Source organism: Neorhizobium alkalisoli, from assembly GCF_002968635.1.
GTDB lineage: Bacteria > Pseudomonadota > Alphaproteobacteria > Rhizobiales > Rhizobiaceae > Neorhizobium > Neorhizobium alkalisoli.
Window position 1 is genome coordinate 265,306 of record NZ_PVBN01000002.1, and the last position, 23,371, is coordinate 288,676.

Annotated in this window: 29 protein-coding genes and 1 tRNA gene; 17 read left to right on the forward strand and 13 right to left on the reverse strand. The window is 60.9% G+C overall.

Translation table 11 applies throughout. From position 1 onward, the window contains the following. Positions 1 to 7: 7 nt before the first annotated feature. From thrS to C5L13_RS05730, 4 genes are all read right to left on the reverse strand, one after another. Positions 8 to 2,035, reverse strand: a complete 2,028-nt coding sequence (thrS, locus tag C5L13_RS05715) for a threonine--tRNA ligase (protein ID WP_105382302.1) — start codon at positions 2,033 to 2,035, stop codon at positions 8 to 10. Between the two features lie 123 nt (positions 2,036 to 2,158). Further along, positions 2,159 to 2,680 (reverse strand): DUF1697 domain-containing protein, encoded by a 522-nt coding sequence (locus C5L13_RS05720; protein ID WP_105382303.1) that lies wholly within the window; start codon positions 2,678 to 2,680, stop codon positions 2,159 to 2,161. Further along, positions 2,677 to 3,057, reverse strand: coding sequence for a membrane protein insertion efficiency factor YidD (gene yidD, locus C5L13_RS05725; protein ID WP_105382304.1), 381 nt, complete (start codon positions 3,055 to 3,057; stop codon positions 2,677 to 2,679). Before yidD ends, C5L13_RS05720 begins: the two co-directional genes overlap by 4 nt. A gap of 2 nt (positions 3,058 to 3,059) precedes the next feature. Further along, a complete protein-coding gene (locus C5L13_RS05730; protein WP_105382305.1) occupies positions 3,060 to 3,509 on the reverse strand; it encodes an iron-sulfur cluster assembly scaffold protein in 450 nt (149 codons plus the stop codon). A gap of 286 nt (positions 3,510 to 3,795) precedes the next feature. On the opposite strand from C5L13_RS05730, the gene folE reads away from it, so the two are divergent. From folE to C5L13_RS05745, 3 genes are all read left to right on the forward strand, one after another. Then, complete coding sequence (folE, locus tag C5L13_RS05735) at positions 3,796 to 4,410, forward strand: GTP cyclohydrolase I FolE (RefSeq protein WP_105382306.1); 615 nt, start codon at positions 3,796 to 3,798, stop codon at positions 4,408 to 4,410. A 15-nt stretch (positions 4,411 to 4,425) separates the two neighbouring features. Then, positions 4,426 to 4,887, forward strand: coding sequence for a phosphoribosyl-AMP cyclohydrolase (gene hisI / locus C5L13_RS05740; RefSeq protein WP_105382307.1), 462 nt, complete (start codon positions 4,426 to 4,428; stop codon positions 4,885 to 4,887). 109 nt (positions 4,888 to 4,996) lie between these two features. Beyond that, the gene (locus tag C5L13_RS05745; protein ID WP_105382308.1) at positions 4,997 to 5,953 is read left to right on the forward strand and encodes a patatin-like phospholipase family protein; all 957 of its coding nucleotides are present in this window, start codon (positions 4,997 to 4,999) and stop codon (positions 5,951 to 5,953) included. A 46-nt stretch (positions 5,954 to 5,999) separates the two neighbouring features. On the opposite strand, the gene C5L13_RS05750 is transcribed toward C5L13_RS05745, so the two are convergent. Then, positions 6,000 to 6,434 (reverse strand): CBS domain-containing protein, encoded by a 435-nt coding sequence (locus tag C5L13_RS05750; protein ID WP_105382309.1) that lies wholly within the window; start codon positions 6,432 to 6,434, stop codon positions 6,000 to 6,002. A gap of 116 nt (positions 6,435 to 6,550) precedes the next feature. Next, positions 6,551 to 7,300: a rhomboid family intramembrane serine protease gene (locus tag C5L13_RS05755; RefSeq protein WP_105382310.1), complete on the reverse strand. Its 750-nt coding sequence runs from the start codon at positions 7,298 to 7,300 to the stop codon at positions 6,551 to 6,553. Between the two features lie 217 nt (positions 7,301 to 7,517). Between C5L13_RS05755 and C5L13_RS05760 the strand changes: the two genes are divergently transcribed. From C5L13_RS05760 to C5L13_RS05770, 3 genes are all read left to right on the forward strand, one after another. Continuing rightward, positions 7,518 to 8,102 carry a PAS domain-containing protein gene (locus C5L13_RS05760; RefSeq protein WP_105382311.1) on the forward strand — a complete coding sequence of 195 codons (585 nt, stop codon included), beginning with the start codon at positions 7,518 to 7,520 and terminating at the stop codon, positions 8,100 to 8,102. Between the two features lie 96 nt (positions 8,103 to 8,198). Continuing rightward, entirely contained in the window at positions 8,199 to 8,810 is a 612-nt protein-coding gene (locus C5L13_RS05765; protein WP_105382312.1) for a PilZ domain-containing protein, read from the forward strand. Positions 8,811 to 9,323: 513 nt separating this feature from the next. Next, positions 9,324 to 9,935, forward strand: a complete 612-nt coding sequence (locus tag C5L13_RS05770; RefSeq protein ID WP_105382313.1) for a transglutaminase-like cysteine peptidase — start codon at positions 9,324 to 9,326, stop codon at positions 9,933 to 9,935. Between the two features lie 23 nt (positions 9,936 to 9,958). Here C5L13_RS05770 and C5L13_RS05775 read toward each other — a convergent pair whose 3' ends face one another. Then, positions 9,959 to 10,327, reverse strand: a complete 369-nt coding sequence (locus tag C5L13_RS05775) for a VOC family protein (RefSeq protein ID WP_105382314.1) — start codon at positions 10,325 to 10,327, stop codon at positions 9,959 to 9,961. A 154-nt stretch (positions 10,328 to 10,481) separates the two neighbouring features. Here C5L13_RS05775 and C5L13_RS05780 point away from each other — a divergent pair, with 154 nt between their 5' ends. From C5L13_RS05780 to C5L13_RS05790, 3 genes are all read left to right on the forward strand, one after another. Continuing rightward, complete coding sequence (locus tag C5L13_RS05780; RefSeq protein ID WP_105382627.1) at positions 10,482 to 11,213, forward strand: hypothetical protein; 732 nt, start codon at positions 10,482 to 10,484, stop codon at positions 11,211 to 11,213. A gap of 141 nt (positions 11,214 to 11,354) precedes the next feature. Further along, positions 11,355 to 12,899, forward strand: coding sequence for a D-alanyl-D-alanine carboxypeptidase (locus C5L13_RS05785; RefSeq protein WP_105382315.1), 1,545 nt, complete (start codon positions 11,355 to 11,357; stop codon positions 12,897 to 12,899). A gap of 84 nt (positions 12,900 to 12,983) precedes the next feature. After that, the gene (locus C5L13_RS05790; protein WP_105382316.1) at positions 12,984 to 13,253 is read left to right on the forward strand and encodes a hypothetical protein; all 270 of its coding nucleotides are present in this window, start codon (positions 12,984 to 12,986) and stop codon (positions 13,251 to 13,253) included. A 1-nt stretch (position 13,254) separates the two neighbouring features. Here C5L13_RS05790 and C5L13_RS05795 read toward each other — a convergent pair whose 3' ends face one another. Continuing rightward, a complete protein-coding gene (locus tag C5L13_RS05795; protein WP_105382628.1) occupies positions 13,255 to 13,692 on the reverse strand; it encodes a DUF1489 family protein in 438 nt (145 codons plus the stop codon). Positions 13,693 to 13,762: 70 nt separating this feature from the next. Continuing rightward, the gene (locus C5L13_RS05800) at positions 13,763 to 15,163 is read right to left on the reverse strand and encodes an L-serine ammonia-lyase (RefSeq protein ID WP_105382317.1); all 1,401 of its coding nucleotides are present in this window, start codon (positions 15,161 to 15,163) and stop codon (positions 13,763 to 13,765) included. Positions 15,164 to 15,479: 316 nt separating this feature from the next. Between C5L13_RS05800 and C5L13_RS28665 the strand changes: the two genes are divergently transcribed. The 3 genes from C5L13_RS28665 to C5L13_RS05810 are packed head-to-tail and all read left to right on the forward strand — an operon-like array spanning position 15,480 to position 17,364. After that, positions 15,480 to 15,677 (forward strand): hypothetical protein, encoded by a 198-nt coding sequence (locus tag C5L13_RS28665; RefSeq protein WP_158693394.1) that lies wholly within the window; start codon positions 15,480 to 15,482, stop codon positions 15,675 to 15,677. Further along, on the forward strand, positions 15,664 to 16,365 hold the full coding sequence (locus C5L13_RS05805) for a DUF599 domain-containing protein (RefSeq protein WP_105382318.1): 702 nt from the start codon (positions 15,664 to 15,666) through the stop codon (positions 16,363 to 16,365). The genes C5L13_RS28665 and C5L13_RS05805 overlap by 14 nt, the downstream gene beginning before the upstream one ends. 12 nt (positions 16,366 to 16,377) lie before the next feature. Next, positions 16,378 to 17,364 (forward strand): heparan-alpha-glucosaminide N-acetyltransferase, encoded by a 987-nt coding sequence (locus C5L13_RS05810; RefSeq protein WP_245423260.1) that lies wholly within the window; start codon positions 16,378 to 16,380, stop codon positions 17,362 to 17,364. Positions 17,365 to 17,391: 27 nt separating this feature from the next. Here C5L13_RS05810 and C5L13_RS05815 read toward each other — a convergent pair whose 3' ends face one another. Both C5L13_RS05815 and mgtE read right to left on the reverse strand, forming a co-directional pair. After that, positions 17,392 to 17,778: a MerR family transcriptional regulator gene (locus tag C5L13_RS05815; protein WP_105382319.1), complete on the reverse strand. Its 387-nt coding sequence runs from the start codon at positions 17,776 to 17,778 to the stop codon at positions 17,392 to 17,394. Between the two features lie 66 nt (positions 17,779 to 17,844). Further along, the gene (gene mgtE, locus C5L13_RS05820; protein ID WP_105382320.1) at positions 17,845 to 19,260 is read right to left on the reverse strand and encodes a magnesium transporter; all 1,416 of its coding nucleotides are present in this window, start codon (positions 19,258 to 19,260) and stop codon (positions 17,845 to 17,847) included. 205 nt (positions 19,261 to 19,465) lie between these two features. On the opposite strand from mgtE, the gene C5L13_RS05825 reads away from it, so the two are divergent. The 3 genes from C5L13_RS05825 (at position 19,466) to C5L13_RS05835 (ending at position 20,842) form a co-directional block, all read left to right on the forward strand. Beyond that, the gene (locus tag C5L13_RS05825) at positions 19,466 to 19,957 is read left to right on the forward strand and encodes a peptide deformylase (RefSeq protein ID WP_105382630.1); all 492 of its coding nucleotides are present in this window, start codon (positions 19,466 to 19,468) and stop codon (positions 19,955 to 19,957) included. Positions 19,958 to 20,022: 65 nt separating this feature from the next. Next, on the forward strand, positions 20,023 to 20,280 hold the full coding sequence (locus tag C5L13_RS05830) for a BON domain-containing protein (protein ID WP_105382321.1): 258 nt from the start codon (positions 20,023 to 20,025) through the stop codon (positions 20,278 to 20,280). A 64-nt stretch (positions 20,281 to 20,344) separates the two neighbouring features. Next, positions 20,345 to 20,842, forward strand: a complete 498-nt coding sequence (locus C5L13_RS05835) for a BON domain-containing protein (protein WP_158693395.1) — start codon at positions 20,345 to 20,347, stop codon at positions 20,840 to 20,842. Here the strand turns inward: C5L13_RS05835 and C5L13_RS05840 are convergent. Together C5L13_RS05840 and lipB are read right to left on the reverse strand one after the other, a co-directional pair. After that, positions 20,839 to 21,261, reverse strand: a complete 423-nt coding sequence (locus C5L13_RS05840) for an OsmC family protein (RefSeq protein ID WP_105382323.1) — start codon at positions 21,259 to 21,261, stop codon at positions 20,839 to 20,841. The genes C5L13_RS05835 and C5L13_RS05840 overlap by 4 nt on opposite strands. Positions 21,262 to 21,272: 11 nt before the next feature. Then, on the reverse strand, positions 21,273 to 21,992 hold the full coding sequence (lipB, locus tag C5L13_RS05845; protein WP_105382324.1) for a lipoyl(octanoyl) transferase LipB: 720 nt from the start codon (positions 21,990 to 21,992) through the stop codon (positions 21,273 to 21,275). A 175-nt stretch (positions 21,993 to 22,167) separates the two neighbouring features. Between lipB and C5L13_RS05850 the strand changes: the two genes are divergently transcribed. Continuing rightward, a tRNA-Leu gene (locus C5L13_RS05850) sits at positions 22,168 to 22,252 on the forward strand. 111 nt (positions 22,253 to 22,363) lie between these two features. Then, positions 22,364 to 23,284 carry a DMT family transporter gene (locus C5L13_RS05855; protein ID WP_105382325.1) on the forward strand — a complete coding sequence of 307 codons (921 nt, stop codon included), beginning with the start codon at positions 22,364 to 22,366 and terminating at the stop codon, positions 23,282 to 23,284. Positions 23,285 to 23,371 lie beyond the last annotated feature (87 nt).

Consider the following 23,371-nt stretch of genomic DNA (forward strand, 5'->3'; position numbering starts at 1 on the left):
ATGACGATCAGGCCGCTGCGGCCTTTTTTGCTTCGATCCGGCGGAGCAAATCCGGAGGCGTTGCTTCATGGCCGAGCGAAGCGATGGCCTCTTCGAGCGTCATCGACGTCTGGGCCTGAGATCCGAGGCGGCGGATGTTGACCGAGCGCTCCTCCGCCTCCTTCTTGCCGCAGACGATGATGACCGGCACCTTGGTGACCGAGTGCTCGCGGATCTTGTAGTTGATCTTCTCGTTGCGGAAATCGGTTTCCACCACCAACCCGGCGTCGCGTAGCGCTTCGGCCACCTCGCGGCCGTAGTCGTCCGCATCCGAGGTGATGGTTGCCACAACGACCTGCATCGGCGCGAACCAGAGCGGCATATGCCCGGCGAAGTTCTCGATCAGGATACCGAGGAACCGTTCCATCGAACCGCAGATGGCGCGATGGATCATCACCGGCTGGCGCTTTTCCGAGTTCTGGTCGATGTAGAAGGCACCGAACCGTTCCGGCAGGTTGAAGTCCACCTGCGTCGTGCCGCATTGCCATTCGCGGCCGATCGCATCCTTCAGCGTATACTCGAACTTCGGGCCGTAGAACGCACCTTCGCCCGGCAGGATGCCGGTCTTGATGCGCCCGCCGGATTGCGCTTCGATCGTCTTCAGCACGTCCATCATGACGCTCTCGGCGCGGTCCCACAGCTCGTCGGAACCGACGCGCTTTTCCGGCCGCGTGGAGAGTTTCACCACGACTTCCTTGAACCCGAAATCCTCGTAGACGGAGAGAATCAGGTCGTTGATGCGCAGGCATTCGGCAGCCATCTGCTCCTCGGTGCAGAAGACATGCGCGTCGTCCTGGGTGAAGCCGCGAACGCGCATCAATCCGTGAAGCGCGCCGGATGCTTCGTAACGGTGTACGAGGCCGAATTCTGCAAGCCGGATAGGCAGTTCGCGGTAAGACTTGAGACCGTGCTTGAAGATCTGTACGTGTCCGGGGCAGTTCATCGGCTTCAGCGCAAAGACGCGGTTGTCCGCTTCCTTGTCCTCCGGATGCGTGAAGGCGTAGGCAGACTTTACCGCGAACATGTTCTCCTGATACCAGCCCCAGTGGCCGGAAGTCTCCCACAGCGAGGCATCGAGGACCTGCGGCGCGTTGACTTCCTCATAGGTGCCGGCAAGCCGGCGGCGCATGTAAGCCGTCAGCGTCTGGAACATGCGCCAGCCCTTGCCGTGCCAGAAGACGACGCCCGGGCCTTCTTCCTGGAAGTGGAAAAGATCCATTTCCCGGCCGAGCTTCCGGTGGTCGCGCTTCTCCGCCTCGGCCAGCACGTGGAGATACTGGTCGAGCTCTTCTTGCGTCGCCCAGGCGGTCGCGTAGATGCGCGTCAGCATCGGGTTGTTGCTGTCTCCGCGCCAATAGGCGCCTGCCACCTTCATCAGCTTGAAGGCAGTGCCGATCTGGCCCGTGGAGGCCATATGCGGGCCGCGGCAAAGGTCGAACCACTTGCCCTGGCGATAGATCTTGAGGTCCTGATCCGCCGGGATCGCATCGATAAGCTCGACCTTGTAGGTCTCGCCCATCTCGCCGAATACCTTGCGGGCTTCGTCGCGTGACCAGACTTCCTTGGTGAACGGGTCGTTGCGCTGGATGATCTCCTTCATCTTCGCCTCGATCTTCGGCAGATCTTCGGGCGTGAAAGGCCAGTCCTCACCGCTCTCCTTATGGACGCGCTTGAAATCGTAATAGAATCCGTTCTCGATCACCGGGCCGATGGTGACCTGGGTGCCGGGCCAGAGTGCCTGCACCGCCTCCGCCATCACATGGGCGGCGTCGTGGCGGATCAGTTCCAGCGCCTGCGGGTCCGTGCGGGTGATGATGGCGATCGAACCGTCGGTGACGGGATCGGCCAGATCCTGCACGGCGCCGTTGATGGCAACCGCGACTGCCTTCTTGGCGAGCGACTTGGAAATGCCCTCGGCAACGTCACGGCCGGTCGTTCCGGCGTCGAAAACGCGGACGGAGCCATCGGGAAATGTAAGGGAAACGGATTGGGACATGTCTTTCTCCTGTCCAGTCCCGCCAACGAATGCGGGTGGTGGCAAAAAAATGGCCGGATCGGCCGGCTGTTAACGGGCGCGGTGATAGTGTGTTTCGCCGATTTAGTAAAGGCGGCCCGCGGTTCAGGCGACCATTTCTGCGAGGCGAGCGACGGTGTTGGCGTTGCGGGCCGTGCCTATGCCGAGCTTCTTCGTCGTCATCGCGGAGAGAAGCCTCGTCTCGCTTGCCTTTCCGCCGAAATCGACCCAGAGATTGCCGTCGACGACAGCTATTTGTTCTCTTTCCCTGTGCCGCTCGAGCAAGGTCTTGACGCTTTCGTCGAGCGGCGTGCGCATGACGCGCACACCAACCTGCGAACCGTCCCTCCCGGGAAACGGATTGGTCGCGGCAAGCTTGAGCCAGTCCGACCGCGAGCGCACGAGGATGTCGACATGTTTGCCGAACCGGTGGGCGAAAGCGGTTTCCAGCACCTTCTCGATATCGGAGACGGGTGACCGGGCCGCTTCAAAGACAAGGTTGCCGGTGGAGACCAGTGTCCGGCAATTCGTATAGCCGATGTCTTCGGCCATCGCGCGCAGGTCGGTCATGACAACCCGCCTGCCCCCGCCAAGAACGATGCTGTAAAGGAGCGCGACGTAGATCATTGCGGCAACGATGCCTTCCGGGAAGAACCTCGCCAGTAGCGCCAGGGCGTCCACCAGTGCAGTCGTTGGTCAAGAAGACTGGGGACCGGATCCAGTCCGCCGCTTCCGCCCGGCCCGCAGCGGGCGACGCGGAACAGGGTCATCCATCCGCCCGGCCACAACCCGTGGCGCGCGATTGCCTCGTAGCCATATTCCGAACAGGTCGGGATATGGCGGCAGGAGTTGCCGATGAAGCCGGAAAGCGTCAGTTGGTAGAGGCGGATCACCCCCATGCCGAGCAGCCTGCCGGGCGTCTTGCGAAACGGGCCGGACCAGTTGCGGGTGCGGCGCGCTGGTTGCTGTGGCTGGGGATGGCGGCAATCCGGACTGTCGCACATGATCAGACGGCGGCCGCCTCGGACCGTTCCTTCACTTCGATCTGATTGATCGCGTCGACCACGGCTTCGAAGGTCAGCATCGTGGAAGCGTGGCGAGCCTTGTAGTCCTTGACCGGCTTCAGGTAGCGCATGTCCCCGAAACGGCCCTCCGGCCCTTCGCCGCCCTCCTTCAGCATCGCAAGCATGTCCTCGCGGGCCTTCCGGATTTCACCGGCCGTCGCGCCGATGACATGCCGCGCCATGATCGAGGACGACGCCTGACCCAGGGCGCAGGCGCGCACCTCGTGGGCGAAATCCGTGACCGTGCCGTGATCCATCTTCAAATAGACGCGTACTTTCGAGCCGCAGAGCTTGGAATGTTTTTCGGAACTCGCATCCGCATCCGGCAGGCTACCCGCGTGGGTAATGTTGCCGGCGAATTCGAGAATTTTGCTGTTGTAGATTTCGTCCATCTCAGGCTCGCTTGTAATGCCATCGCGATGTTGAACACATTGTCTCGCTCGCCGCGGACTACCGTAAAGGGGCTTGTGCCACTATATGTGGTTTTGACCGGGCGTCATCAAGGAAGGATGTTTTCACGAAATCCGACCGAAATGGGAATAGCATGCCTTGTCAAAACGCCTGCTAGCGATCAGATAGCATAAGATTGCATAAAAATCAGTCGTGATGCCCTCACACTGTTCAGTCCTTGAGTAAAGCCAGTCGGGTGCGGCCTTGAACCGCATCAGGAGACGATAGATGGATGCCATAGTGAAGAATTTCCCGGCCTCGAAAGAGAAGCTGGTTCGCCCATCCCAGCAGGAAGCCGAGGAGGCCGTACGCACTCTGCTTCGTTGGGCAGGCGACGATCCTGCTCGCGAAGGCCTTGTCGACACGCCGAAGCGGGTCGCCGCCGCCTATCTCGAACTGTTTGGCGGCTACGATCAGTCGGCGGAAGAAGTTTTGGGCCGGACCTTCGAGGAGGTCTCCGGCTACGACGACATCGTGCTCGTGCGTGATATCCCGTTCTTCTCCCATTGCGAACACCACATGCTGCCGATCAAGGGCAAGGCGCATGTCGGCTATTTGCCGAACGGTCGCGTTCTCGGTCTTTCGAAGATCGCCCGCGTCGTGGAGATATTCGGCCGGCGTCTGCAGACGCAGGAAAACCTCACGGCCCAGATCGCCCATGCCATCGAGGAAACCTTGAAGCCTCGCGGCGTTGCCGTGATGATCGAGGCGGAGCACATGTGCATGGAAATGCGCGGCGTGCAAAAGCAGGGTTCGCAAACGATCACGACGACCTTTACCGGCGAGATCAAGTCGGACGCCGCCGAACAGGCCAGGTTCTTCATGCTGGTCCGCAACCGCTGACGGGCACAAATTCCAATGTCCATCTCTTTTGAAAAGCCGTCGGCCGACAAGGCCGAGATCGAAGGTGCAGGCGCCTTTACGCCGCGGTTCGACGGCAACGGGCTCGTCACCGCGGTCGTGACCGATATGCGCGACGGCGAACTGCTGATGGTTGCCCACATGAACGCGGAAGCCCTGGCGCTGACCATCGAGACGGGAATCGCTCACTACTACAGCCGGTCGCGCGGCAAGATCTGGAAGAAGGGCGAGACCTCCGGCAACCTCCAGACGGTGCACGAACTGCGGACGGACTGCGATCAGGATGCCGTTTGGCTGAAGGTTTCCGTCTCTGGCCATGACGCAGCATGCCATACGGGCCGCCGCTCCTGTTTCTATCGGACGGTAAGAAAAAGTGACAGCAGCGCTGTCCTTGAAATCACCGACGATGAGCGCCATTTCGATCCGGAAGCCGTCTATTCGGACGGGGGAACCAAATAAGCAACTGTTTCGTTTTTCGACACCGAGAGGTCGGATAAACGATTTCGAAACCTGTCCGCGCGCTATAATCGCCAGACTGGGGATTGTTCAGCTTGGAGGGTTTTAGTCGATGCTGAACTGGAGTTGGAATCGTCACGATCCGCAAGCTGCGCCTGCCGAAGGCGGCGGTGCGCGAACCTTGGAACCACCACATCCCCCGATCGTCGAACCGCCCCCAAAAGCAAAGCTTGCGCTCGCCCTTGGCGGAGGCGCTGCCCGTGGCTGGGCTCATATCGGCGTGTTGCGCGCGCTCGACGAAACCGGCATCGAGGTCGGAATGATCGCCGGCACTTCGATCGGCGCCCTCGTGGGTGGCTGTTATCTGGCCGGCAAGCTCGACGAACTCGAAACCTTTGCCCGTTCACTCACCATGCGCCGGATCGCCGGACTGCTGGATCTGACGATCGGCGGCGGTGGCCTCCTAGGCGGCATGCGGCTGACGAAACGGATGCAGGAGCACCTCGAAGGGCTCGCGATCGAGGATCTCGACCGGCCGTTCGTGTCGGTGGCAACCGAGCTTCACACGGGCCATGAGGTCTGGATTTCCAGCGGATCGTTGATCACAGGCCTGCGGGCCTCCTACGCCCTTCCAGGCATTTTCGAACCGGTGAAATGCAACAACCGCACGTTGGTAGACGGCGCGCTGGTCAATCCTGTCCCGACGTCGGTCTGCCGCGCCTATGAGCAGCCGCTCGTGGTCGCGGTCAACCTGAACTACGAAATCTTCGGCCGTTCCGCGGTGGTCAAACACAGCGCCAGCGTCCAACCCATGGACGACGACCGCAAGAGAGATGGCGTTCGTGTCGGGGTCACAGGGACGATGGTCCAGGCCTTCAACATCATCCAGGAACGGATTTCGCGCGCGAGGCTTGCGGGTGATCCCCCGGATCTGGCATTGCATCCCCGCCTCGCCGATATCGGCCTTTCCGAATTTCATCGGGCCGGCGAGGCGATCGACCGCGGTTATGCCGAAACGATCGCTCAGATCTCCGCTCTCAAACGCATGCAGGAAGTGTTCGCCCGCTAAGCGTGGAGCACGACCCCGCCGGTAGGCGGGGTCGTGACGGCAAGGCTTAGCCGGCGATGTAGGCCTTGATCTGCTCGGCCTCGAGTTCGATTTCCCGGATGCGCGACTTGACGACGTCCCCGATCGAAATGATGCCGGCGAGTTTCCCGTCCTTTTCGACCGGAACGTGACGGAAGCGCCCGCCGGTCATGATGCCCATCAATTCGTCGACGGTCGTCTCCTCCCTGCAGCGCTGGACCGTCGTGGTCATCGCAGATTTGACCGGCTTATCAAGCACGCTCGGCCCTTTGCCGGCGATGGCACGCACGAGGTCGCGCTCGGTGAAGATGCCGGCAATCCGGCCCTCCATGGCGATGACCACCACTGCGCCGATCTTCTTTTCGTGCAGGATGCCGGCGACCTCCAGCAATGTCTTGTCCGGGGTCACCGTTACGACATCGCGGCCTTTCGCATCCAGCATGTTCTTGACGACTATTGCCATGGCTCTCTCCTCGTAGACCAGAATGGCTGAGGCGCCGCCCTCCCCCAAGGATCGGCGCAAATGCGCAGTGAAGACTCCCTGCCGAAAGCGAATTTTAGAGCTAAGTCAAAAACATATCAAGGTTGCGTAATCGGCATCCGGCTCGGAGGAACCGGATCGAACAATCCGAAGAGCAGGAAGCCGAACAGGAAGCCGCCGATATGAGCGTCCCAGGCGATCGGCCCCATATCCGCGCCGAAAAGCTGCACGCCGAAGGCGATCAGAAGATTGCCGGCGAACCACATCACGGTAAAGATTACGACGGTCCGGTTTCTAAACGAACCGAGGATGGATTGCCGCGGATAAAGGTGGCCATGGGTCCTGTCGTAGCCGCGGTCGCCCGGAAAGGCGAACCGGCAGGCAGCCCCCATCAGCGCCGAAACGACCCCCGATGCTCCGATCAGAAGGGTTTCGTTGTTCCAGTTCAGCAGTGCGTGGAAGAAAGCTGCCGCCACCGCCGAGAGAATCCAGAAGACCACATACCGGACGGTCCCGATGCGCCTGACGACCGGGGCCCCGAACGCCATGAGCCAGAGCGCGTTGAAGAGAATGTGTTCAACCCCGCCGTGAAGGAGCGAATAGGTCACCGGCGACCACAGCCAGGCGAGATCCTGGTCCGCCAAAGGGAAACCGTAGCGGAGCGGGATGAAGGCGAATGTGAAGATGAACTCGCTGCGCGCTGCCTCGTCCAGCAGATATTCCTGAATAACATAGATCCCGGCGAGCAGGGCCAATGTCACCACGAGACTTTGCGGCAGGTTGAAGACGGGTGGTGAACCTTCGTTCGGTTCGCGCCGTTCTTCTGCCATGTCCGGCTCGTCGCTCATTCCTGTCCCCTTGCTTCCAAACCAGCGATGGAATCCTCCGTCAGCCTTATAGGAGCGGCATGTCGAAGGAAAGCATTTCGGGTGTGACGGCCCGGCGCCGTCGAGATTGATGGTTCCTTAACCACGATGGCCGCGCCATGGCACGATATTCGCTCCGCAAAGGTTGAAGGTCGCGCATGAGGCGCGATTTGTCCCGAAATGTGACAGGTAGTGGCGGATGCGAAACCAGGCGACCCGAGCGGTCTTTGATTACTGGATCAATCTGAAAGGCGATCGCGCCGCGCCGCTGCGGACCGAAGTCGATCCAACGGCGCTGCGCCACCTGCTTCCCCATCTTTTTATCGCCGCGGTGGATGAAGAGGGCGTGCTGGCTTTTCGGCTGGCCGGAACGCGAATCTGCGACCTCTTCGGTCGTGAGCTGCGCGGCGCGGCCTTTGACCAGGTGTGGTTCGAAGCCGAGCAGCCGCAGCCCTTGCATATCGCTCGGAACGTCATTCGGCACGAGCAGCCGGCTCTTGTCGATCTGGTTGCAGCGAACGCCCAGGCCCGCCAAGCCTACGAAATGCTTCTCCTGCCGCTCCGCTCCGCCGCTGGAATGGAAAGTGACCGCCTTTTCGGAGCGCTCCTGCCGCGCGGCGCTCCTTTCCCGGCGGTCGCCCTTCCTGTTAACGGACTGGAGATGGAGAGCTGGACTTTCCTCACCGGCGGGGCATCGCATTTCGGCGTGCCGGTCACCGTCGACCACAACAGTCCACCCGGCGGTCTACGTCGGCATCCACCCTCTCAAGACCGGAGATTCTGACGTCCTCTCGCATTCGCGGCTCTCGAATAAAAGATTCTGTTAACCGCGGTGCGCTATCAATTTCAGGTACACTCTCGACGAGAAAAGCTCTTTCAGATGTATTCATTTCAGTCGGCCCAGACCCCAGCCAAGCAAGCCGTTCCCGCCCAGCGGACGTTTCAGCGAGTGTCTGTCAATGTTGCCGGGCGGCTGATGCTGGCGACGCATGAGGAATTTCCCTGCAGCGTTGTGGATATGTCCCCGGGCGACGTCACTTTTGCCTGTTTCGGCCGACCTCGCGTCGGTGAGCGTGTGATCGCCTATCTCGACCATATCGGCCGGCTGGAAGGCACCGTCCTCAGCCTGTCGGACGATGGTTTCGCGATGTCGATCAACGCGACGGACCGCAAGCGCGAAAAGCTTGCCGCCCAGCTCACCTGGATCGCCAACAAGCACGAACTCGGCCTGCCGGAGGATCGCCGCCACGATCGCCTTGCGCCACGCAACACCCGCGCCGAAATCACGCTCGATGACGGTCGGCGGTATGAATGCCGCATCATGGACCTTTCGCTCTCGGGCGCCGCCGTCGACCTCGACGTCCGCCCATCGATCGGCACCCCCGTTCGGCTCGGGAGCATGCGCGGCCGCGTTGTCCGTCATTTCATGGAAGGCGTGGCGATCGAATTCAATTCGGTCCAGTCCCGCGAAGCCCTGACGGAATTTCTTTAAGGCGCCAAGGCGCTTTTCTGCCTCCCAATCCCGCCGTGAACACTGTTCAGGCCCGCCGTTGGTGACGGACGGCGGAGCAGTGCATCGCTCATTTCTCTCTCGACCGTCCGCACCTCCTCAAAAAAATGTGCCCTTTTGGCACTTTTTTTGTAGGGCGTCAGAGCCCGAACGAGCAGCCGGACGCCCTTTTGGCCTCTCCGTTGAAGAGTCTGCCAAGTCTCTTTGGTTAATTTGGTAGCCGGAGGCTTCGCCTCGTCCGACGTTATCGTCCCGCGTTCCTCTCGAAAAGTCTTTCGTGTCGAGGAACTTACCCTCACGACGCCAACGATCGCGGCGATGTTCGAGGTTTAAGTGTTCTCGCCAAAAACTCACCGAATTAGCTAGAATTTGATTCACATTCAAATTGTATTTTAGGCAAAATGAATTCAAATAAGACTTTGATTTTACTTCGCTATTTTGCGGTCGCTCAAGCCCTCTGTGTCAGTGTTCTTCCCACAACGGGGAGACATAAAAATGAAATTCAGCAAGGGACTGGGCCTCGCCGCCATCACCGCATTCGCAGCGATCTTTACCGCCGGCAGCAGCTACGCGATGCCGGCCGGCGCCATGCGCGTCATCAGCCAGGCCAATCCGCCGGTCGGCCACTACGAGTTCTGCAAGACCTATACGAGCGAATGTGCCGCGACCTACCAGGACGCCGGTCCCATGCCCCTCACCGAGGACAAATGGCGGACCATCCTGGACGTCAACTATACCGTCAATTCCTCGATCACGCCGATGACCGACCAGGAGATCTACGGAGTCGAGGAACGCTGGGCCTATCCGCGGACCGTCGGCGACTGCGAGGATTTCGTTCTGCTGAAGCGCAAGATGCTGATCAAAAAAGGCGTCGATCCTTCCGATCTGCTGATCACCGTGGTGCTTCAGCCGAACGGCGAAGGACATGCGGTCCTCACGGTCCGTACAGACCACGGCGATTTCGTGCTCGACAACATGCGCAACAAGGTCATGCTCTGGTCCGACACGGAATATACCTATCTGAAGCGCCAGGCCTCCGACGATCCGTCCCGCTGGGTCAAGCTCCAGGACGGGCGTGCGACGGCGGTGGGTTCGGTCGGCCAGTAATTCACGTCCTGCGACGAGCGCGATCAGGGAACATCGCTGCATATCTGAAAACGATTGCCGAAGGGGTCGTGGAAGCTCGCAAACACCACATGCCCCTCGAAGACGACCGGCTCGCCGCAGGCGACGCCGCGGCACCGAAGATCGTCCACTGCCGCATAACAGTCCCTGACGTTGAGAACCACCGTCGTCCCCGTCGATGGCTCCCAATCCGGTCCTGCCACCGTCACGGCGAGATTGCCGCCCTGTCCGCCCGTCGAAAACTCGAGCCAACCGGCTTCCGGCAAGTCGTACAGCGGCTCCCCGAGCCCAAGCGTCTCCCCGTAGAAAAGCCGTGCCCTGCCGAGATCGGTCACCGAAATCGAGACGACGTTGATTCCCTGAAACAGCTGCACCTGTTCCTCCTTGCCGGCGCCGATCGACTTTAACGAAACATTAAGGATGAAATTCCAGACTGGCGCGCAATCGCCGGACCGCGTTCCGTATCCTCATCTCCGTCTCATTCCGGTGCATGGCGAATTTCCTTCCGGTGAACATGGAGCGCACGTCATGGCAGGTCCAGCCCCCGATACTACGGCTGAAGAAACGCCGCTGATCTCGAGCCGGTTTCTCTACCGCTTGACGACAATCGTCGCGTTCGTCGCTGCCATGACTCTGGCGGTCAGCGTCGGTGGCCGCTGGTTCGGCGAACGCATCGCGCTTGCCGGCCACACTGACAGTACCGAGGAGTTCCTGATCCAGATCGGACAGGACAAACTCGGTCTACCAGCCAACATGATCCGCTTCCGCGACCAGCGCCGCAATGGCGTCGCCGAACGTGTCGACATTTATTTCACATGGCCGGAACGACAGGGTTACAGTTCTGCGCTGCGCGCCCGGTTCGATGATGTCGCCCAGTCTTCGAATTTGATTTTCCTGCAGATTTCACAGAGCACGATGTCCCGCGACATGTCCGGCCGCCTGGAGCCGATCTATTCGAAGCTCTTTGACGGCGATCCGCAGCCCGGAAAGTTCGGCCTGACGCTCCATCGACTGCGGCCTGATTCCGGTTATGGAAACGAACTCATCCTGTCTGCGCAACGCCCCGATTCGCCTGACTATGTCGTCCGCTGCCTCCTGCCCGGCGCCGGCGAGAAGCCGACCAGCGGAGACTGCCAGCGCGATATCCACATCGGTCAGGATCTGACGGTGCTCTATCGCTTCTCCAGCGTGCTTTTGAAGGATTGGCAACATATTGATGCCGCAGTTCGGCTCTTTGTCGAAAACCGGCTGGCGAAATAGCCGCCGCGGACGGACGGGTTGATGTCTAAAATGCAGCACATCGAGGCAAGCTGCTGTTCATCATAAACCTCTTGGTAACGCTGTTCTCCTAGAGTGTCGGCAACGGCTGCGACGGGGGAGCGTCCGGACGTGGCAAACTTGATGCAAGCGATGAGTGCGGCAGTGTCGAAAGCAATGTTTTCAGCATCCTTCCCCAAGGATGGCGTTACGGTCCCGGGACGGTTTCTCGGATATCTATTCACCTTGGTTCTGGCGGTTTCGATTTTTGCGGCGCCTGCGGCGGCCGCTCCGAAATATGCCGGCATCGTCGTCGACGCGAAGACCGGCAAGGTTCTCTACGGCGAGGACCCGGATGGCCTTCGTTATCCTGCCTCGCTGACCAAGATGATGACGCTTTATCTGACCTTCGAAGCACTCGAAGCCGGACGCATCAGCCTTGACACGAGCGTGCCGGTATCGACCAACGCAGCCGCGGAGCCTCCCTCGAAGCTCGGCGTCCGTGCCGGTGGCTCCGTAACGGTCGACCAGGCTATCCGGGCGCTTGTAACCCGCTCGGCAAACGACATAGCGACGGCGCTCGGTGAATTCCTCGGCGGTTCCGAAGATCGTTTTGCCCAGATGATGACCGGCAAGGCCCGTGCGCTCGGCATGACGCGAACCACCTATCGCAATGCCCATGGTCTGCCCAACACGGCACAGATGACGACGGCGCGCGACCAGGCTCGGCTCGGCATGGCTCTGCGTCAGCACTTTCCGCAATATTACGGCTACTTCTCGATCCGCACGTTCAATTTCGGCAAGCAGGTAATCGGCAACCATAACCGTCTCGTCGGCAACGTAAGAGGCGTCGACGGCATCAAGACCGGCTACACCCGCGCCGCCGGCAGCAATCTGGCGACGTCGGCTCAGTCCGACGGTCGTTCGATCGTCGCCGTCGTGCTCGGTGGCCGCTCCAGCGCTGCCCGTGACGCGACCATGCGCCAACTGGTCGCCGAATATCTGCCGAAGGCCTCTCGCGGCGGCAATTCGAACCTGATCGCGCAGGCCGCTCCGGTTGCGCCGATCGCGGCCGCTCCCGTCAAGCCGGCACCGGCCGCCGCAGCGCCCACTCCGTCCGAAGCCCGTCAGATGGCGGCCCTCGATCTGCCGAACAGCGGCCCCAAGCCAGGCGCTCGCTACAACGAACAGCCGGCAGCCGCGTCGCCGTCGCCGTCGCCGTCGCCCGTCGCCTATGCGGCCGAACCGGCCGAGAAGAAAGTCATCAGCCAGGTTATGAACACCGCAATGGCGAGCGCCGCAGCCGTGCCGACCCCCGCCCCGGAATTCATTCCAGAGCGCAAGGAAGAGGTCGCCGCGCTACGGGCACCAAAGCCGAGCGTCGATGAAGTTACGACCGCCTCGACCAAGGCTTCCGTCAAGGAAAGCCAGTCCTCCGGGCCGAGCGGTTGGGTCATTCAGATTGGCGCGTCGCCCAATCAGAAGATGGCTCAGGATCTCCTGCAGAATGCGCAGGATAAAGGCGGCAAGGTATTGCGTTCCGCCAAACCCTTCACTGTCGCCCACAGCAATAACGGCGAACAGATCTACCGGGCCCGCTTCGGCGGCTTCGATGACCAGAAGAAGGCCGTCGATGCCTGCAATGTACTGAAGAAGAAGGGCATTAGCTGCTGGGCGTCGCTCCAGTGAGCGGGGGCTGTCAAAACGAAAGTGGCCGCGCCGATATTTCGGCGCGGTGGAATCTCGAAAAGTAAAGCGTAAACGGGGTTTCCGATGGGAATGAATGAAAACAGCGCGGAGTTTGTCTTCAAACCCGCATCCAAGACGAGAGCAAGGGGCGTCGCCCTCAATCCTCTCCACGAGGCGGCTATGCGGCTGGCAGGTGTCGGCTTGAGTCGTTCGAAGGAAAAGACCCGCGATCTGGTTGCGATGTTATTGAGCCACGGCGCCCGCGCCTGGCGCCACTCTCAACCGGAAGCCAATATCCATCTTCATATCGGCATTCGCTCCGGTCGGGCGCCGATCCGCCTCAAGATCCGCTGATTTAAAGCAATCCGAGTTCGGCGAGCTCCCGCCGAAGGTCTTCAGGAAGCGCCGCAACACCCTCGCCCAGTCCGCCGAGGTCACGCGGCGCTTCTTCTGCTTTCAGATACCGCCAGCCCTGAAACGGCCGCTTCGGCTGTGGTGCGGTCTCGATCACTTCCGGTCCGAGGACCAGGTGACAGCGCTGGATGCCGTCGCCGCCGGTGAACGTTTCCACCCCCAGGAGCTTCTGCCGGGCAGCCACCTGCCCCTTGATCACCCAATAGAGCGAACCATCCTCCAGAAGCTCCTCGACACGCTTTGGCACCATTCGCGTGGTGTGGACGCTGTGCGGTTCGAGCCCGGCCGCAATCGCATTGAGCGACCGCTCCGAGACCCAGTCCCGAAGATCCTGGATCGAGTCCGCGCCGACGCAGAGTTTGATGAGATGAAGAGCCATGGTTTCGTTGAAAACCCATCCGGGCGCGCGGTCAAGCGTTTGCTCGATCACTCCACAGCGGCGAAACGGCTCAGCACTCCACCACGTTGACGGCAAGGCCGCCGGTGGAGGTTTCCTTGTACTTCTCGCTCATGTCGTTGCCGGTCTGGCGCATCGTCTCGATACAGGCGTCGAGCGGCACGAAATGGGTACCGTCGCCCTTGATCGCCAGCGATGCGGCGGTAACGGCCTTTACAGCTCCCAAGGCGTTGCGTTCGATACAGGGAACCTGGACGAGGCCCGCAACGGGATCGCATGTCATGCCGAGATGATGTTCGAGAGCGATTTCCGCAGCGTTTTCGATCTGCTCCGGTGATCCGCCCATGACAGCGGCAAGCCCCGCTGCGGCCATGGCTGCGGCCGACCCTACCTCGCCCTGACAGCCGACCTCGGCGCCCGAGATCGAAGCATTGTGCTTGATGATGCCGCCGACGGCCGCCGCCGTCAGCAGGAAATTGCGGATATCCTCCTGCGTCGCATCCTCGTGGAAATGCAGATAATACCTGACTGCCGCCGGGATCACGCCCGCGGCGCCGTTCGTGGGCGCCGTGACGACGCGGCCGCCGCCGGCATTTTCCTCGTTGACGGCCATGGCATAAACGCTCAGCCAGTCGTTGGCGAGCACCGGGTTCAGCCGATTGCTGCGCCATTCTTCGTTCAGCTTGTCATGGATTGCGCGTGCCCGCCGCTTCACCTTCAATCCGCCGGGCATGATGCCGTCGACCTTGAGGCCGCGGTCGATGCAGCTGCTCATCGCCTCCCATATGCCGTCGAGGCCGGCGTCGAGCTCCGCCGCGCTCATCTTCGTCTCTTCGTTCGCTCGCTTCATCTGGGCAATCGTCAGGCCTGAGCCGCGCGCCATGTCGAGCATCTGTTTTGCGGTGGAAAAAGGATAAGGGACACGGGCGTCGCCGGACGCCTTCTTGGGGGTGCGCATGGCCTCCAGTTCGGTGTCCGTCACCACGAAACCGCCGCCGATCGAATAATAGATGCGCTTCAGGAGAAGCCGTCCGTCCCGGTCGAAGGCCGAAAAGCTCATGCCGTTGGCATGGCCCGGCAATGGCTGCTTCTTGTCGAAGATCAGGTCCGTCTTGGGTTGGAACTCGTAGGCCGGATGGCCGGGCGGCGTCACGCGGCCGGTTCGTTCTACTTCGGCAATGATCTGGTCCATCCGGTCCGGATCGATGCTTGCCGGCTCTTCGCCCATCAGCCCGAGGACCACCGCCCTGCCCGTCCCATGGCCTATTCCGGTAAACGCCAGCGAACCATGCAGGCTGACCTTCAGCGCCGCGACATGCGCGCCCGTCGGCCTCGGCCAGTCGTTGGACAGGATCAGCGCCAGGAAACGGTTTGCGGCCGACATCGGCCCCATCGTGTGCGAGCTGGATGGGCCGATACCGATCTTGAAGACGTCGAACACAGAAAGAAACATGGCGATCCCGGCGCTGATACGGTTATGGCCCTGAGTCTATGTCAGGCGTGCCGGCTTTTTCGGCGACTGCCCGACATCCCTTTTGACGGCCGCGACATAAGCACAAATAGAAACGGCGTGGTTCGAATACCACGCCGAATGAATGGAAATCTAATTATGGGCGAAAATCAGATAGCGCCGAACAGGTAGGCAAGAGCCAAAGCACCCGCAAACCCCGCCAGCGCCTTGATGGTGACGCCCCAGCAGGATTTCTCCACAGTTTCTTCCATTTGGTCTCCGTCGGAATGCCGCATTTTAACGTCCTCAGCGGACCGCCATGGCTAATCGTTTATTAAACTCCACCCGCTTTCGCAATAACGAAGATGGCGGAAAAATGGCGCTGGCCACAGCTTTATCGCAATTGAACGTGCGGACCCGTGCCGAGTTCCAGCCGCACTTGCCGATAGGCAGGAAACAACGCATGACGGAAGACATGGACCGATTCCCATCCGGTGAGCACCATGACGACAGCTGACTACATTGCGCTTGCCCTCTTCGCCCTGCTCTGGGCCGCATACTCCTGGATCACCGCCGGTGCCGGAGCCCGCTTCTTCCCGCGCTCCAGCCTCAACCGCGCCATGGCCGAGCGACGCAAGCTGTGGATCTACAATTCCTTGCGTCGCGACCTGAAGATGATCGACACCCAGATCATGGCCGGGCTGCAGAACGGCACCGCCTTTTTCGCCTCGACGTCGATCTTCGCGATCGGCGGCTGTTTTGCATTGCTGGGAGCGACCGATCAGGTCGAAGCCGTGTTCAGTAGCCTGCCGCTCGTCGCTTACGGCGGACGTACGGCCTTCGAGATCAAGGTGGCCGGCCTGACGTTCCTGTTCGGCTACGCCTTCTTCAAGTTCGGCTGGTCATACCGGCTTTTCAACTACTGCACCATTTTGTTTGGCGCGCTGCCGATGATGCACGACACCAATGTCGATCGGGCTGCCGCCGAGCGTGCCGCCGATCAGGTGGTGCGCATGAACACCATCGCCGCGAAACACTTCAATGCCGGGCTCAGGGCGCTCTTTTTGTCGGTCGGTTATCTCGGCTGGTTCGCCGGCCCCTATATGTTCATGGCGATGACGCTGTTCGTCATCTTCGTGCTCGCTCGTCGCCAGTATTTCTCCGAAGCGCGGCTGGCGATCATGGACGAGATTCGCAGTAACTGAGAAAGGCCGTCAGTGACCGTTGCAGATATTCCCGGCCCCGTGTTGCGGGCACCCCGCATCACGCTCATCGATACCCTGCGCGGCGTCGCGCTCGTCGCCATGGCGACCTACCATTTTACCTGGGACCTCGAGTTCTTCGGCTATCTGGAGCCGGGCACCGCAACGCAGGGCTTCTTCCGCATCTATGCCCGCGCGATTGCGAGCTCCTTCCTGTTCCTGGCCGGCGTCAGCCTGGTTCTTGCGCATTTCCCGGCGATCCGATGGCGCTCCTTCTGGAACCGTTTTGCCGTCGTTGCGGGCGCGGCATTGGCCATCAGCGTCGCCACATGGATCGCCTTCCCCAACGAATGGATCTATTTCGGCATCCTGCACAATATCGCTCTCTCGAGCCTGATCGGCCTTGCCTTCCTGCGCCTGCCCATCCTGCTCACCGCCGGTGCGGTGGTGGTGATCGTCGCCGTGATGGTCGTCAACTACGGCCTGATTCCCGGCATTCTCGATTCGGCCGCGTTCAACACGCGATCCCTCGCCTGGCTGGGTTTTGCGGAAATACCACCGCGTTCGAACGACTATGTGCCGCTGTTTCCCTGGGTCGCCGCCTTGCTGGCAGGTATAGCCGCGACACGGCTCGCGGTATCGAGGCACTGGCTGCCGCGCCTTGCCGCCGTGCAAACGACACAGAACCTCCTTTCGAAGGCCGGGCGGCACAGCCTCGTCATCTATCTCCTGCACCAACCGGTGCTGATCTCTGCGGTCTATCTGTTCTCGCTGGTGCAGCCGGCGCCGCCGCCGGATCCCCGCGTCGGCTACATGTTCAGCTGCGAAGCAGCCTGCCGCGGCGAAAATAACGATCCCGGTCTCTGCCAGCGCTTCTGCGGCTGCACGGCCGACCGGCTGATCTCGCAATCGCTGCTTGTTCCGCTGCAATCCGGCCAGGTGTCGCCGCAGGATGACCGCGTCCAGTCGCTCGCGCAGCAGTGCTCCATAGAGGCACAATAGCCGCCGAAATAGCGATATCGATAAGGATCAGGTGCCGACGCCGATTTCAGCCAGCCGCGTCAGGCAGGCCTCTTCGGCATTGTTGAGCTCGTCGAGCGTCTCGTCGATGTCCTTGCGCTTCTGGCGAAGCTCCTCACGCTTCTCGTCGATGCGCTTCATCATCAGCTTGAGCTGGCCGAGTTCGCCCGGCGGCTCCTTGTAGACCTTGATGATCTCGCGGATCTCGGCGATCGTGAAGCCGATCCGTCGTCCGCGCAGGATTTCCTGGAGCAGCCGTCGGTCCGCCGCGCGGAAAAGCCGGGTGCGGCCCCGCCGGTCGGGCTGGAGAAGACCTTCATCCTCGTAGAAACGAAGCGTGCGGGTCGAAACGCCGAATTCGCGCGTCAGCTCCGTTATGCTATAATATTTGTTCACGATCCCATCCTGCTACTCGTCAGGCGAAAATAATTGACTTTTACGTAACAGTCAATTTTTGCAGGATCAGCCCAGCAGCCAGAGCGTCGCCAGGCCGAGAAACGAGAAGAAGCCGGTCGTATCGGTAATCGCCGTGACGAAAACCGCAGAGGACACCGCAGGGTCGGCGCCGGCCCGATCGAGGACCAGCGGAATCATGATGCCGGCCATGGCGGCCGCAAACATGTTGATCAGCATGGCGGTGGCAATCAGCCCGCCGATATTGACGTCGTGGAACCACAGACCGGCCACTATGCCGACGAGGCAGCCTATCACCACGCCGTTTATGAGCCCGACGCCCGCCTCGCGGCGGGCAACGCGCCAGGCATTGTGGATGTCGAGGTTCCGGGTGGCGAGTGCCCGCACCGTCACGGTCATCGTCTGGGAACCTGCATTGCCCCCCATCCCGGCGACGATCGGCATCAGGATCGCCAGCGCCACCACTTCCTCGATGGTCGCCTCGAAAAGCGAGATGACGGAAGCGGAGATGAAGGCGGTGAAGAGATTGATCAGCAGCCACGGCACGCGGGACCGGGAGGTCTCGGTAACCGAGTCGGAGAGTTCTTCATCGCCGACGCCCGAAAGGCGCATGATGTCCTCTTCCGCCTCCTCCTGGATCACGTCGACCACGTCGTCGATGGTGAGCACGCCGACGAGTCTGCCATTTTCGTCGACCACCGCGGCCGACAGAAGGTCGTATTGTTCGAAGAGCTGGGCAGCCTCTTCCTGGTCCATGTCGGCCGGGATCGGATAGTTTGTCTCCCGCATGATCGTCTCGATCTTCACCTGCCGCTTGGCGCGCAGGATGCGGTCTAGGTCGAGCACGCCGAGCAGCTTGAACGTCGGGTCGATGACGAAGATCTGCGTGAAGCTTTCCGGCAGGTCCTCCTCGTCGCGCATATAGTCGATCGTCTGGCCGACGGTCCAGAATGGCGGCACGGCGACGAACTCCGTCTGCATGCGCCGGCCGGCCGATTGCTCGGGATAGTCAAGTGCCCGGCGCAGTCTCACCCGTTCGGTGAACGGCAACTGCGCGAGAATCTCCTCCCGGTCTTCCTGGTCGAGGTCTTCAAGGATGTAGACCGCGTCGTCCGAATCGAGATCGCCGATCGCCGCGGCGATCTGCGCATTCGGCATCTGGTCGACGATCTCCATGCGGATCGCTTCGTCGACCTCGGTCAGTGCGGTCAGGTCGAAGTGATCGCCGAGCAGTTTGACGAGTGCAAGGCGCTGGTCCGGCAGAATGGCTTCCAGAAGGTCGCCGAGTTCCGATTCGTGCAGCCGTGCGACGTGCTGGCGGAGGAAAAGCACGTCGCGATCGGCGATTGCGGCGCCGACCATCGCCAGAAAATCGGCGCGGATGGAGCCGTCCTCGGAATAGATGTCGCCACCCGCTTCGTCGGTCTTGGTGCGCAGGCGGTGTTCTTCGCCGGTATCGCTCATCTGCCGCCCTCGCTGCTGGTATCCGACGTATGGAGAATGGCGGCTAAAAGCATATTGTCAACAACCGGATAGCTCGATCCGGCGCCACTGCCCATACCACCGGTTTTCCTGCTAGAACAAATGGTCGCCCGGGTCCAGTCCGCATGGCAAAAGGATATGGCAAAGACGCATGCAATGTCCGGCTGCCGGCGAGAGGAATTCCATCATGACCGTTCGTCCCATTCTCAGATATCCCCATCCGGACCTTATGAGACCCTGCGCACCGGTTACCATCTTTGACGATCAGCTTGGCATCCTCGCCCGCGATCTTCTCGATACCATGCGCGCAGCGCCCGGCGTCGGCATAACCGCCGCACATGTCGGCGTGTTGACGCGTCTCGTGGTGTTGGAGCTGTCCAGGGAGCTTGGCCCACGCTTCTATGTCAATCCTGATGTCCTGTCCTTTTCCGCAGAAACCATGCGGCACATGGAAGGCAGTGTCTCCATGCCCGGCGCCACCGATGAGGTCGAGAGGCCGAGAAAAATCCGTTTCCACTATCAGGATCTCGACGGTGCCCACCATGAGGAAGACGCCGAAGGTTTTTATGCCATCTGCATGCAGCACGAGATCGATCAGCTCGACGGCATCTTCTGGCTGAAGCGCCTGTCCCGGCTGAAACGCGACCGCCTCACCCGCAAGTGGGAAAAGGGAATTTAGGGCGGACGTCGAACCAAAACTGCTTTCGCTCGTTTTGCGCTCGCAAGCCATGAGGAGCAACAACGATGAATGTATCTCATGCCAAGAGCGGGGCGGAACTCGAGCGGAAGGTCGCCGAGCGTCTGGCTGCCCTACCGGATGTCGATGCCTCGGCGATAGAACCGCATGCCGAGGGAACGAAGATCGTCCTGGAAGGTTCTGTCGATACCGTGTTTTCGGCCCGCAAGGCGGTGCTGAGCGCGGAAACCGTGGATGGCGTGCATGATGTCGAAAGCCATCTGACCCTGACGGGTAACAAGAATGGTACATCCACGAGCCATTGAGGCTAATCTACCCGGCGCATCGGCTGGTGCGCCGGGTCCTATGCAGAACCGACAGGAGAGCACCATGCCGTCCAAGCGGAAAGTTGACGACATTTCCCGCGAAGAGGATTTTCGTGATTATGACGACCGCAATATCGGTGAGGGCTGGCCTTACGATGATGCGGCCGGCGCCGGTGCGCGTCCTGTCGACAACGCCGCCTATGGAGATCCGAAAGCCAATTTCGATAGTGACCGTAACCGGGGGTACCACGTGGACGAGGCTGGTTTCGACGGCCTGGAGGAACGCGTCATCGATAGCGACTCTCCGGCGACAGAAGGCTTGGCAGATTCGGATGACCTCGAAGAACGGATTACCGATGCGATCGAGAGCCTTGATGTCGTTCCCATGGAGGCGGTCGACGTCCATGTGACCGGCGGCGTGGTTACACTTGAAGGCGTGGTGGACGATGCGGCGACGTCCCGCAAGATCGGCCGTCACATCCAGACGATCGCAGGAGTACGGCAGGTCGTGAACAATCTCAGGCTCGCTGGCGTCGACAGCCGGATACCGGATGACGACTAGGCGATTTCCACCAAAAACGCGGGCGTTCCTTTCAGCGTATTGCTGACGGTGCAGATCTCCTCTGCCAGATGAGCGATTTCGGCTTTCTGACGTGCCGTCAGGTCCCCGTCGACGTCCAGGCTCACGATGAACCGGACGATACGGGAAGGCTCCTCATGGGCTTTCTCACCCGTCACATGAGCCCTGACCTCGGTCAGCTTATCCAGTATGCCGAGTTTGCTTGCGGCGATCCGTCCGCTTAGGACAAGGCAGGAGGCGAGCGAGGCAAACATCAGGTCGAGCGGATTGAAGCCGGGCTCGGAGGCGCCGGTAACGACCTCCAGCCCGCCCTTCGTTTCGCTTGTCACCCTTGGGTGACCAAGGCGTCCCAGCACCGCTTTAGCGCCGATAGGCCGAGCCTTGATCTTTATGTCTACCATGCCTGCCCCTTTCAGCTTTCCGATACCGTCGGTCCGAACACGCCTTCGAAAGCCTCTCGCAGGCGCATGTCCACATCCGCCATCATCACTGGCAGACCGAGGTCGACGAGGCTCGTGACGCCGTAGGTGCTGATTCCGCAAGGCACGATACCGGTGAAGTGGGAGAGAGCCGGATCGACATTGAGCGACAGGCCGTGGAAGCTGACCCAGCGCCGCAGGCGGATGCCGAGAGCCGCGATCTTGTCCTCCGCCATGCTTCCATCCGGCAAGGTCGGCTTTTCCGGTCGCCGCACCCAGACCCCCACCCTGTCTTCGCGCCGCTCTCCGCGCACGTTCATCAGGTCCAGCGTGTTGATCACCACTTCCTCGAGCGCTCCCACATAGGCGCGCACGTCCTGCCGGCGCCGCTTGAGGTCGAGCATTACATAGGCGACCCGCTGCCCGGGCCCATGATAGGTATATTCGCCGCCCCGGCCCGTCGCAAAGACGGGAAAACGATTCGGCTCGATCAGGTCGGCCGCATTGGCGCTCGTACCGGCCGTGTAGAGCGGCGGATGTTCGAGCAGCCAGACAAGCTCGTCGGCGCGCCCGTCGGCGATCGCCGCCACCTCGTCCTCCATCTGCCTGATTGCCTCTTCATAGGGCACTAGGCTGTCGGAAATACGCCAGCGCACCGGCGGCGAGCCGGGTTGGGGCATCATGGAAAGATCGAGATCGGTGCGGGTCAACATGAAAGTCTTCTTACAATATCGAATGGATGCGGCAAGCGAGGCTTTTCGGCCGTTTCCATATAGGCATTTCCACAGGCGATTTTTATCCTTCAAAAATCTGTCACGGCGCACTTGTGCACCCCAGATGCTTTTGCTACATGCAGCCCCGCCGGCGCAAATCGGCACCTACCACGATGCGGTCGTGGCGGAATTGGTAGACGCGCAGCGTTGAGGTCGCTGTGGGGCAACCCGTGGAAGTTCGAGTCTTCTCGACCGCACCAAAGAAACCCGCTTCGGCGGGTTTTTTTGTCCGGCCGCTGCGTGAGGCATCCTCGGCTTGAACCTTGCCCATAGCTGTGATCTGAACGGGAGCATTCTTCGAAAGCGTCGGCATGCCCTCCTCTACACCCGAAAATCCGCTCAAGGGCATGGCCATCATGGCCGTCTGCATGCTCATTCTGCCGCTGATGGACGCGATCGCCAAATACATGGCGACTTTCGAATCCATGTCGCCGGGACAGGTGACGTTCTACCGCTTCTTCTTCCAGCTGGTCTGCGTCCTGCCGCTGGCGGCCGTAACGGGCGCGGCGGTTTTCAGAGCCAAGCGCCCCTGGATGAACCTGCTGCGCGGCGTGCTGCACGCAGGCGCCAGCCTGATGTTCTTCGTCGCGGTCAAATACATGCCGCTTGCGGACGTGTTCGCCATCTATTTCGTCGAGCCCTTCATGCTCACCATGATGTCGGCGATCTTCCTGAGGGAGAAAGTCGGCTGGCGCCGGTGGCTCGCGATCCTCGTCGGTTTCGGCGGCGCGATGGTCGTCATCCAGCCGAGTTACGCGATCTTCGGCTGGACGGCGCTGCTGCCGATAGCCTGCGCCTTTCTCTTTACGCTCTATTTGTTCCTCAACCGGGCGATCGGAGACGCCGATTCGCCGCTCGTCATGCAGACCATGGCGGGCATCGGCGGCACGATCTTTACGGGTGTCGCACTCGTCATCGGAAACGGCATGGGCGCGGCCGATTTTGCCCCTTCGCTTCCTTCTTCGTGGCTCGGGCTTTTCCTGCTGATTCTGCTCGGCTCCATTTCCGGTTACATGCACCTGCTGGTGGTGCGGGCCTTCCGGCTTGCGCCGCTGTCGCTGCTTGCACCGTTCCAGTATTTCGAGATCATTTCGGCGACCGTGCTCGGTTATGCTCTCTTCGGCGATTTTCCCACCACCTCCAAATGGCTTGGCATACTGATCATCGTCGCGTCCGGCCTCTTCATCATCTGGCGCGAGCGTTCCGGAACGAAACAGGTGGAAGCCCTTTAGGAATTTATTGAGCGGGCATTAACCCCTCTCCTTTCCGGACCCTAAACTTCTGAAGTTTATGACCCAAATCAGTTTCATGAAGAAACG

Excerpts from the sequence above, each read along its gene's own strand:
- thrS (WP_105382302.1), bottom strand. The coding sequence starts at position 2,035 with ATGTCCCAATCCGTTTCCCTTACATTTCCCGATGGCTCCGTCCGCGTT.
- C5L13_RS05720 (WP_105382303.1), bottom strand. The coding sequence starts at position 2,680 with ATGATCTACGTCGCGCTCCTTTACAGCATCGTTCTTGGCGGGGGCAGG.
- yidD (WP_105382304.1), bottom strand. The coding sequence starts at position 3,057 with ATGTGCGACAGTCCGGATTGCCGCCATCCCCAGCCACAGCAACCAGCG.
- C5L13_RS05730 (WP_105382305.1), bottom strand. The coding sequence starts at position 3,509 with ATGGACGAAATCTACAACAGCAAAATTCTCGAATTCGCCGGCAACATT.
- folE (WP_105382306.1), top strand. The coding sequence starts at position 3,796 with ATGGATGCCATAGTGAAGAATTTCCCGGCCTCGAAAGAGAAGCTGGTT.
- hisI (WP_105382307.1), top strand. The coding sequence starts at position 4,426 with ATGTCCATCTCTTTTGAAAAGCCGTCGGCCGACAAGGCCGAGATCGAA.
- C5L13_RS05745 (WP_105382308.1), top strand. The coding sequence starts at position 4,997 with ATGCTGAACTGGAGTTGGAATCGTCACGATCCGCAAGCTGCGCCTGCC.
- C5L13_RS05750 (WP_105382309.1), bottom strand. The coding sequence starts at position 6,434 with ATGGCAATAGTCGTCAAGAACATGCTGGATGCGAAAGGCCGCGATGTC.
- C5L13_RS05755 (WP_105382310.1), bottom strand. The coding sequence starts at position 7,300 with ATGAGCGACGAGCCGGACATGGCAGAAGAACGGCGCGAACCGAACGAA.
- C5L13_RS05760 (WP_105382311.1), top strand. The coding sequence starts at position 7,518 with ATGCGAAACCAGGCGACCCGAGCGGTCTTTGATTACTGGATCAATCTG.
- C5L13_RS05765 (WP_105382312.1), top strand. The coding sequence starts at position 8,199 with ATGTATTCATTTCAGTCGGCCCAGACCCCAGCCAAGCAAGCCGTTCCC.
- C5L13_RS05770 (WP_105382313.1), top strand. The coding sequence starts at position 9,324 with ATGAAATTCAGCAAGGGACTGGGCCTCGCCGCCATCACCGCATTCGCA.
- C5L13_RS05780 (WP_105382627.1), top strand. The coding sequence starts at position 10,482 with ATGGCAGGTCCAGCCCCCGATACTACGGCTGAAGAAACGCCGCTGATC.
- C5L13_RS05785 (WP_105382315.1), top strand. The coding sequence starts at position 11,355 with ATGCAAGCGATGAGTGCGGCAGTGTCGAAAGCAATGTTTTCAGCATCC.
- C5L13_RS05790 (WP_105382316.1), top strand. The coding sequence starts at position 12,984 with ATGGGAATGAATGAAAACAGCGCGGAGTTTGTCTTCAAACCCGCATCC.
- C5L13_RS05795 (WP_105382628.1), bottom strand. The coding sequence starts at position 13,692 with ATGGCTCTTCATCTCATCAAACTCTGCGTCGGCGCGGACTCGATCCAG.
- C5L13_RS05800 (WP_105382317.1), bottom strand. The coding sequence starts at position 15,163 with ATGTTTCTTTCTGTGTTCGACGTCTTCAAGATCGGTATCGGCCCATCC.
- C5L13_RS28665 (WP_158693394.1), top strand. The coding sequence starts at position 15,480 with ATGGCTAATCGTTTATTAAACTCCACCCGCTTTCGCAATAACGAAGAT.
- C5L13_RS05805 (WP_105382318.1), top strand. The coding sequence starts at position 15,664 with ATGACGACAGCTGACTACATTGCGCTTGCCCTCTTCGCCCTGCTCTGG.
- mgtE (WP_105382320.1), bottom strand. The coding sequence starts at position 19,260 with ATGAGCGATACCGGCGAAGAACACCGCCTGCGCACCAAGACCGACGAA.
- C5L13_RS05825 (WP_105382630.1), top strand. The coding sequence starts at position 19,466 with ATGACCGTTCGTCCCATTCTCAGATATCCCCATCCGGACCTTATGAGA.
- C5L13_RS05830 (WP_105382321.1), top strand. The coding sequence starts at position 20,023 with ATGAATGTATCTCATGCCAAGAGCGGGGCGGAACTCGAGCGGAAGGTC.
- C5L13_RS05835 (WP_158693395.1), top strand. The coding sequence starts at position 20,345 with ATGCCGTCCAAGCGGAAAGTTGACGACATTTCCCGCGAAGAGGATTTT.
- C5L13_RS05840 (WP_105382323.1), bottom strand. The coding sequence starts at position 21,261 with ATGGTAGACATAAAGATCAAGGCTCGGCCTATCGGCGCTAAAGCGGTG.
- lipB (WP_105382324.1), bottom strand. The coding sequence starts at position 21,992 with ATGTTGACCCGCACCGATCTCGATCTTTCCATGATGCCCCAACCCGGC.
- C5L13_RS05855 (WP_105382325.1), top strand. The coding sequence starts at position 22,364 with ATGCCCTCCTCTACACCCGAAAATCCGCTCAAGGGCATGGCCATCATG.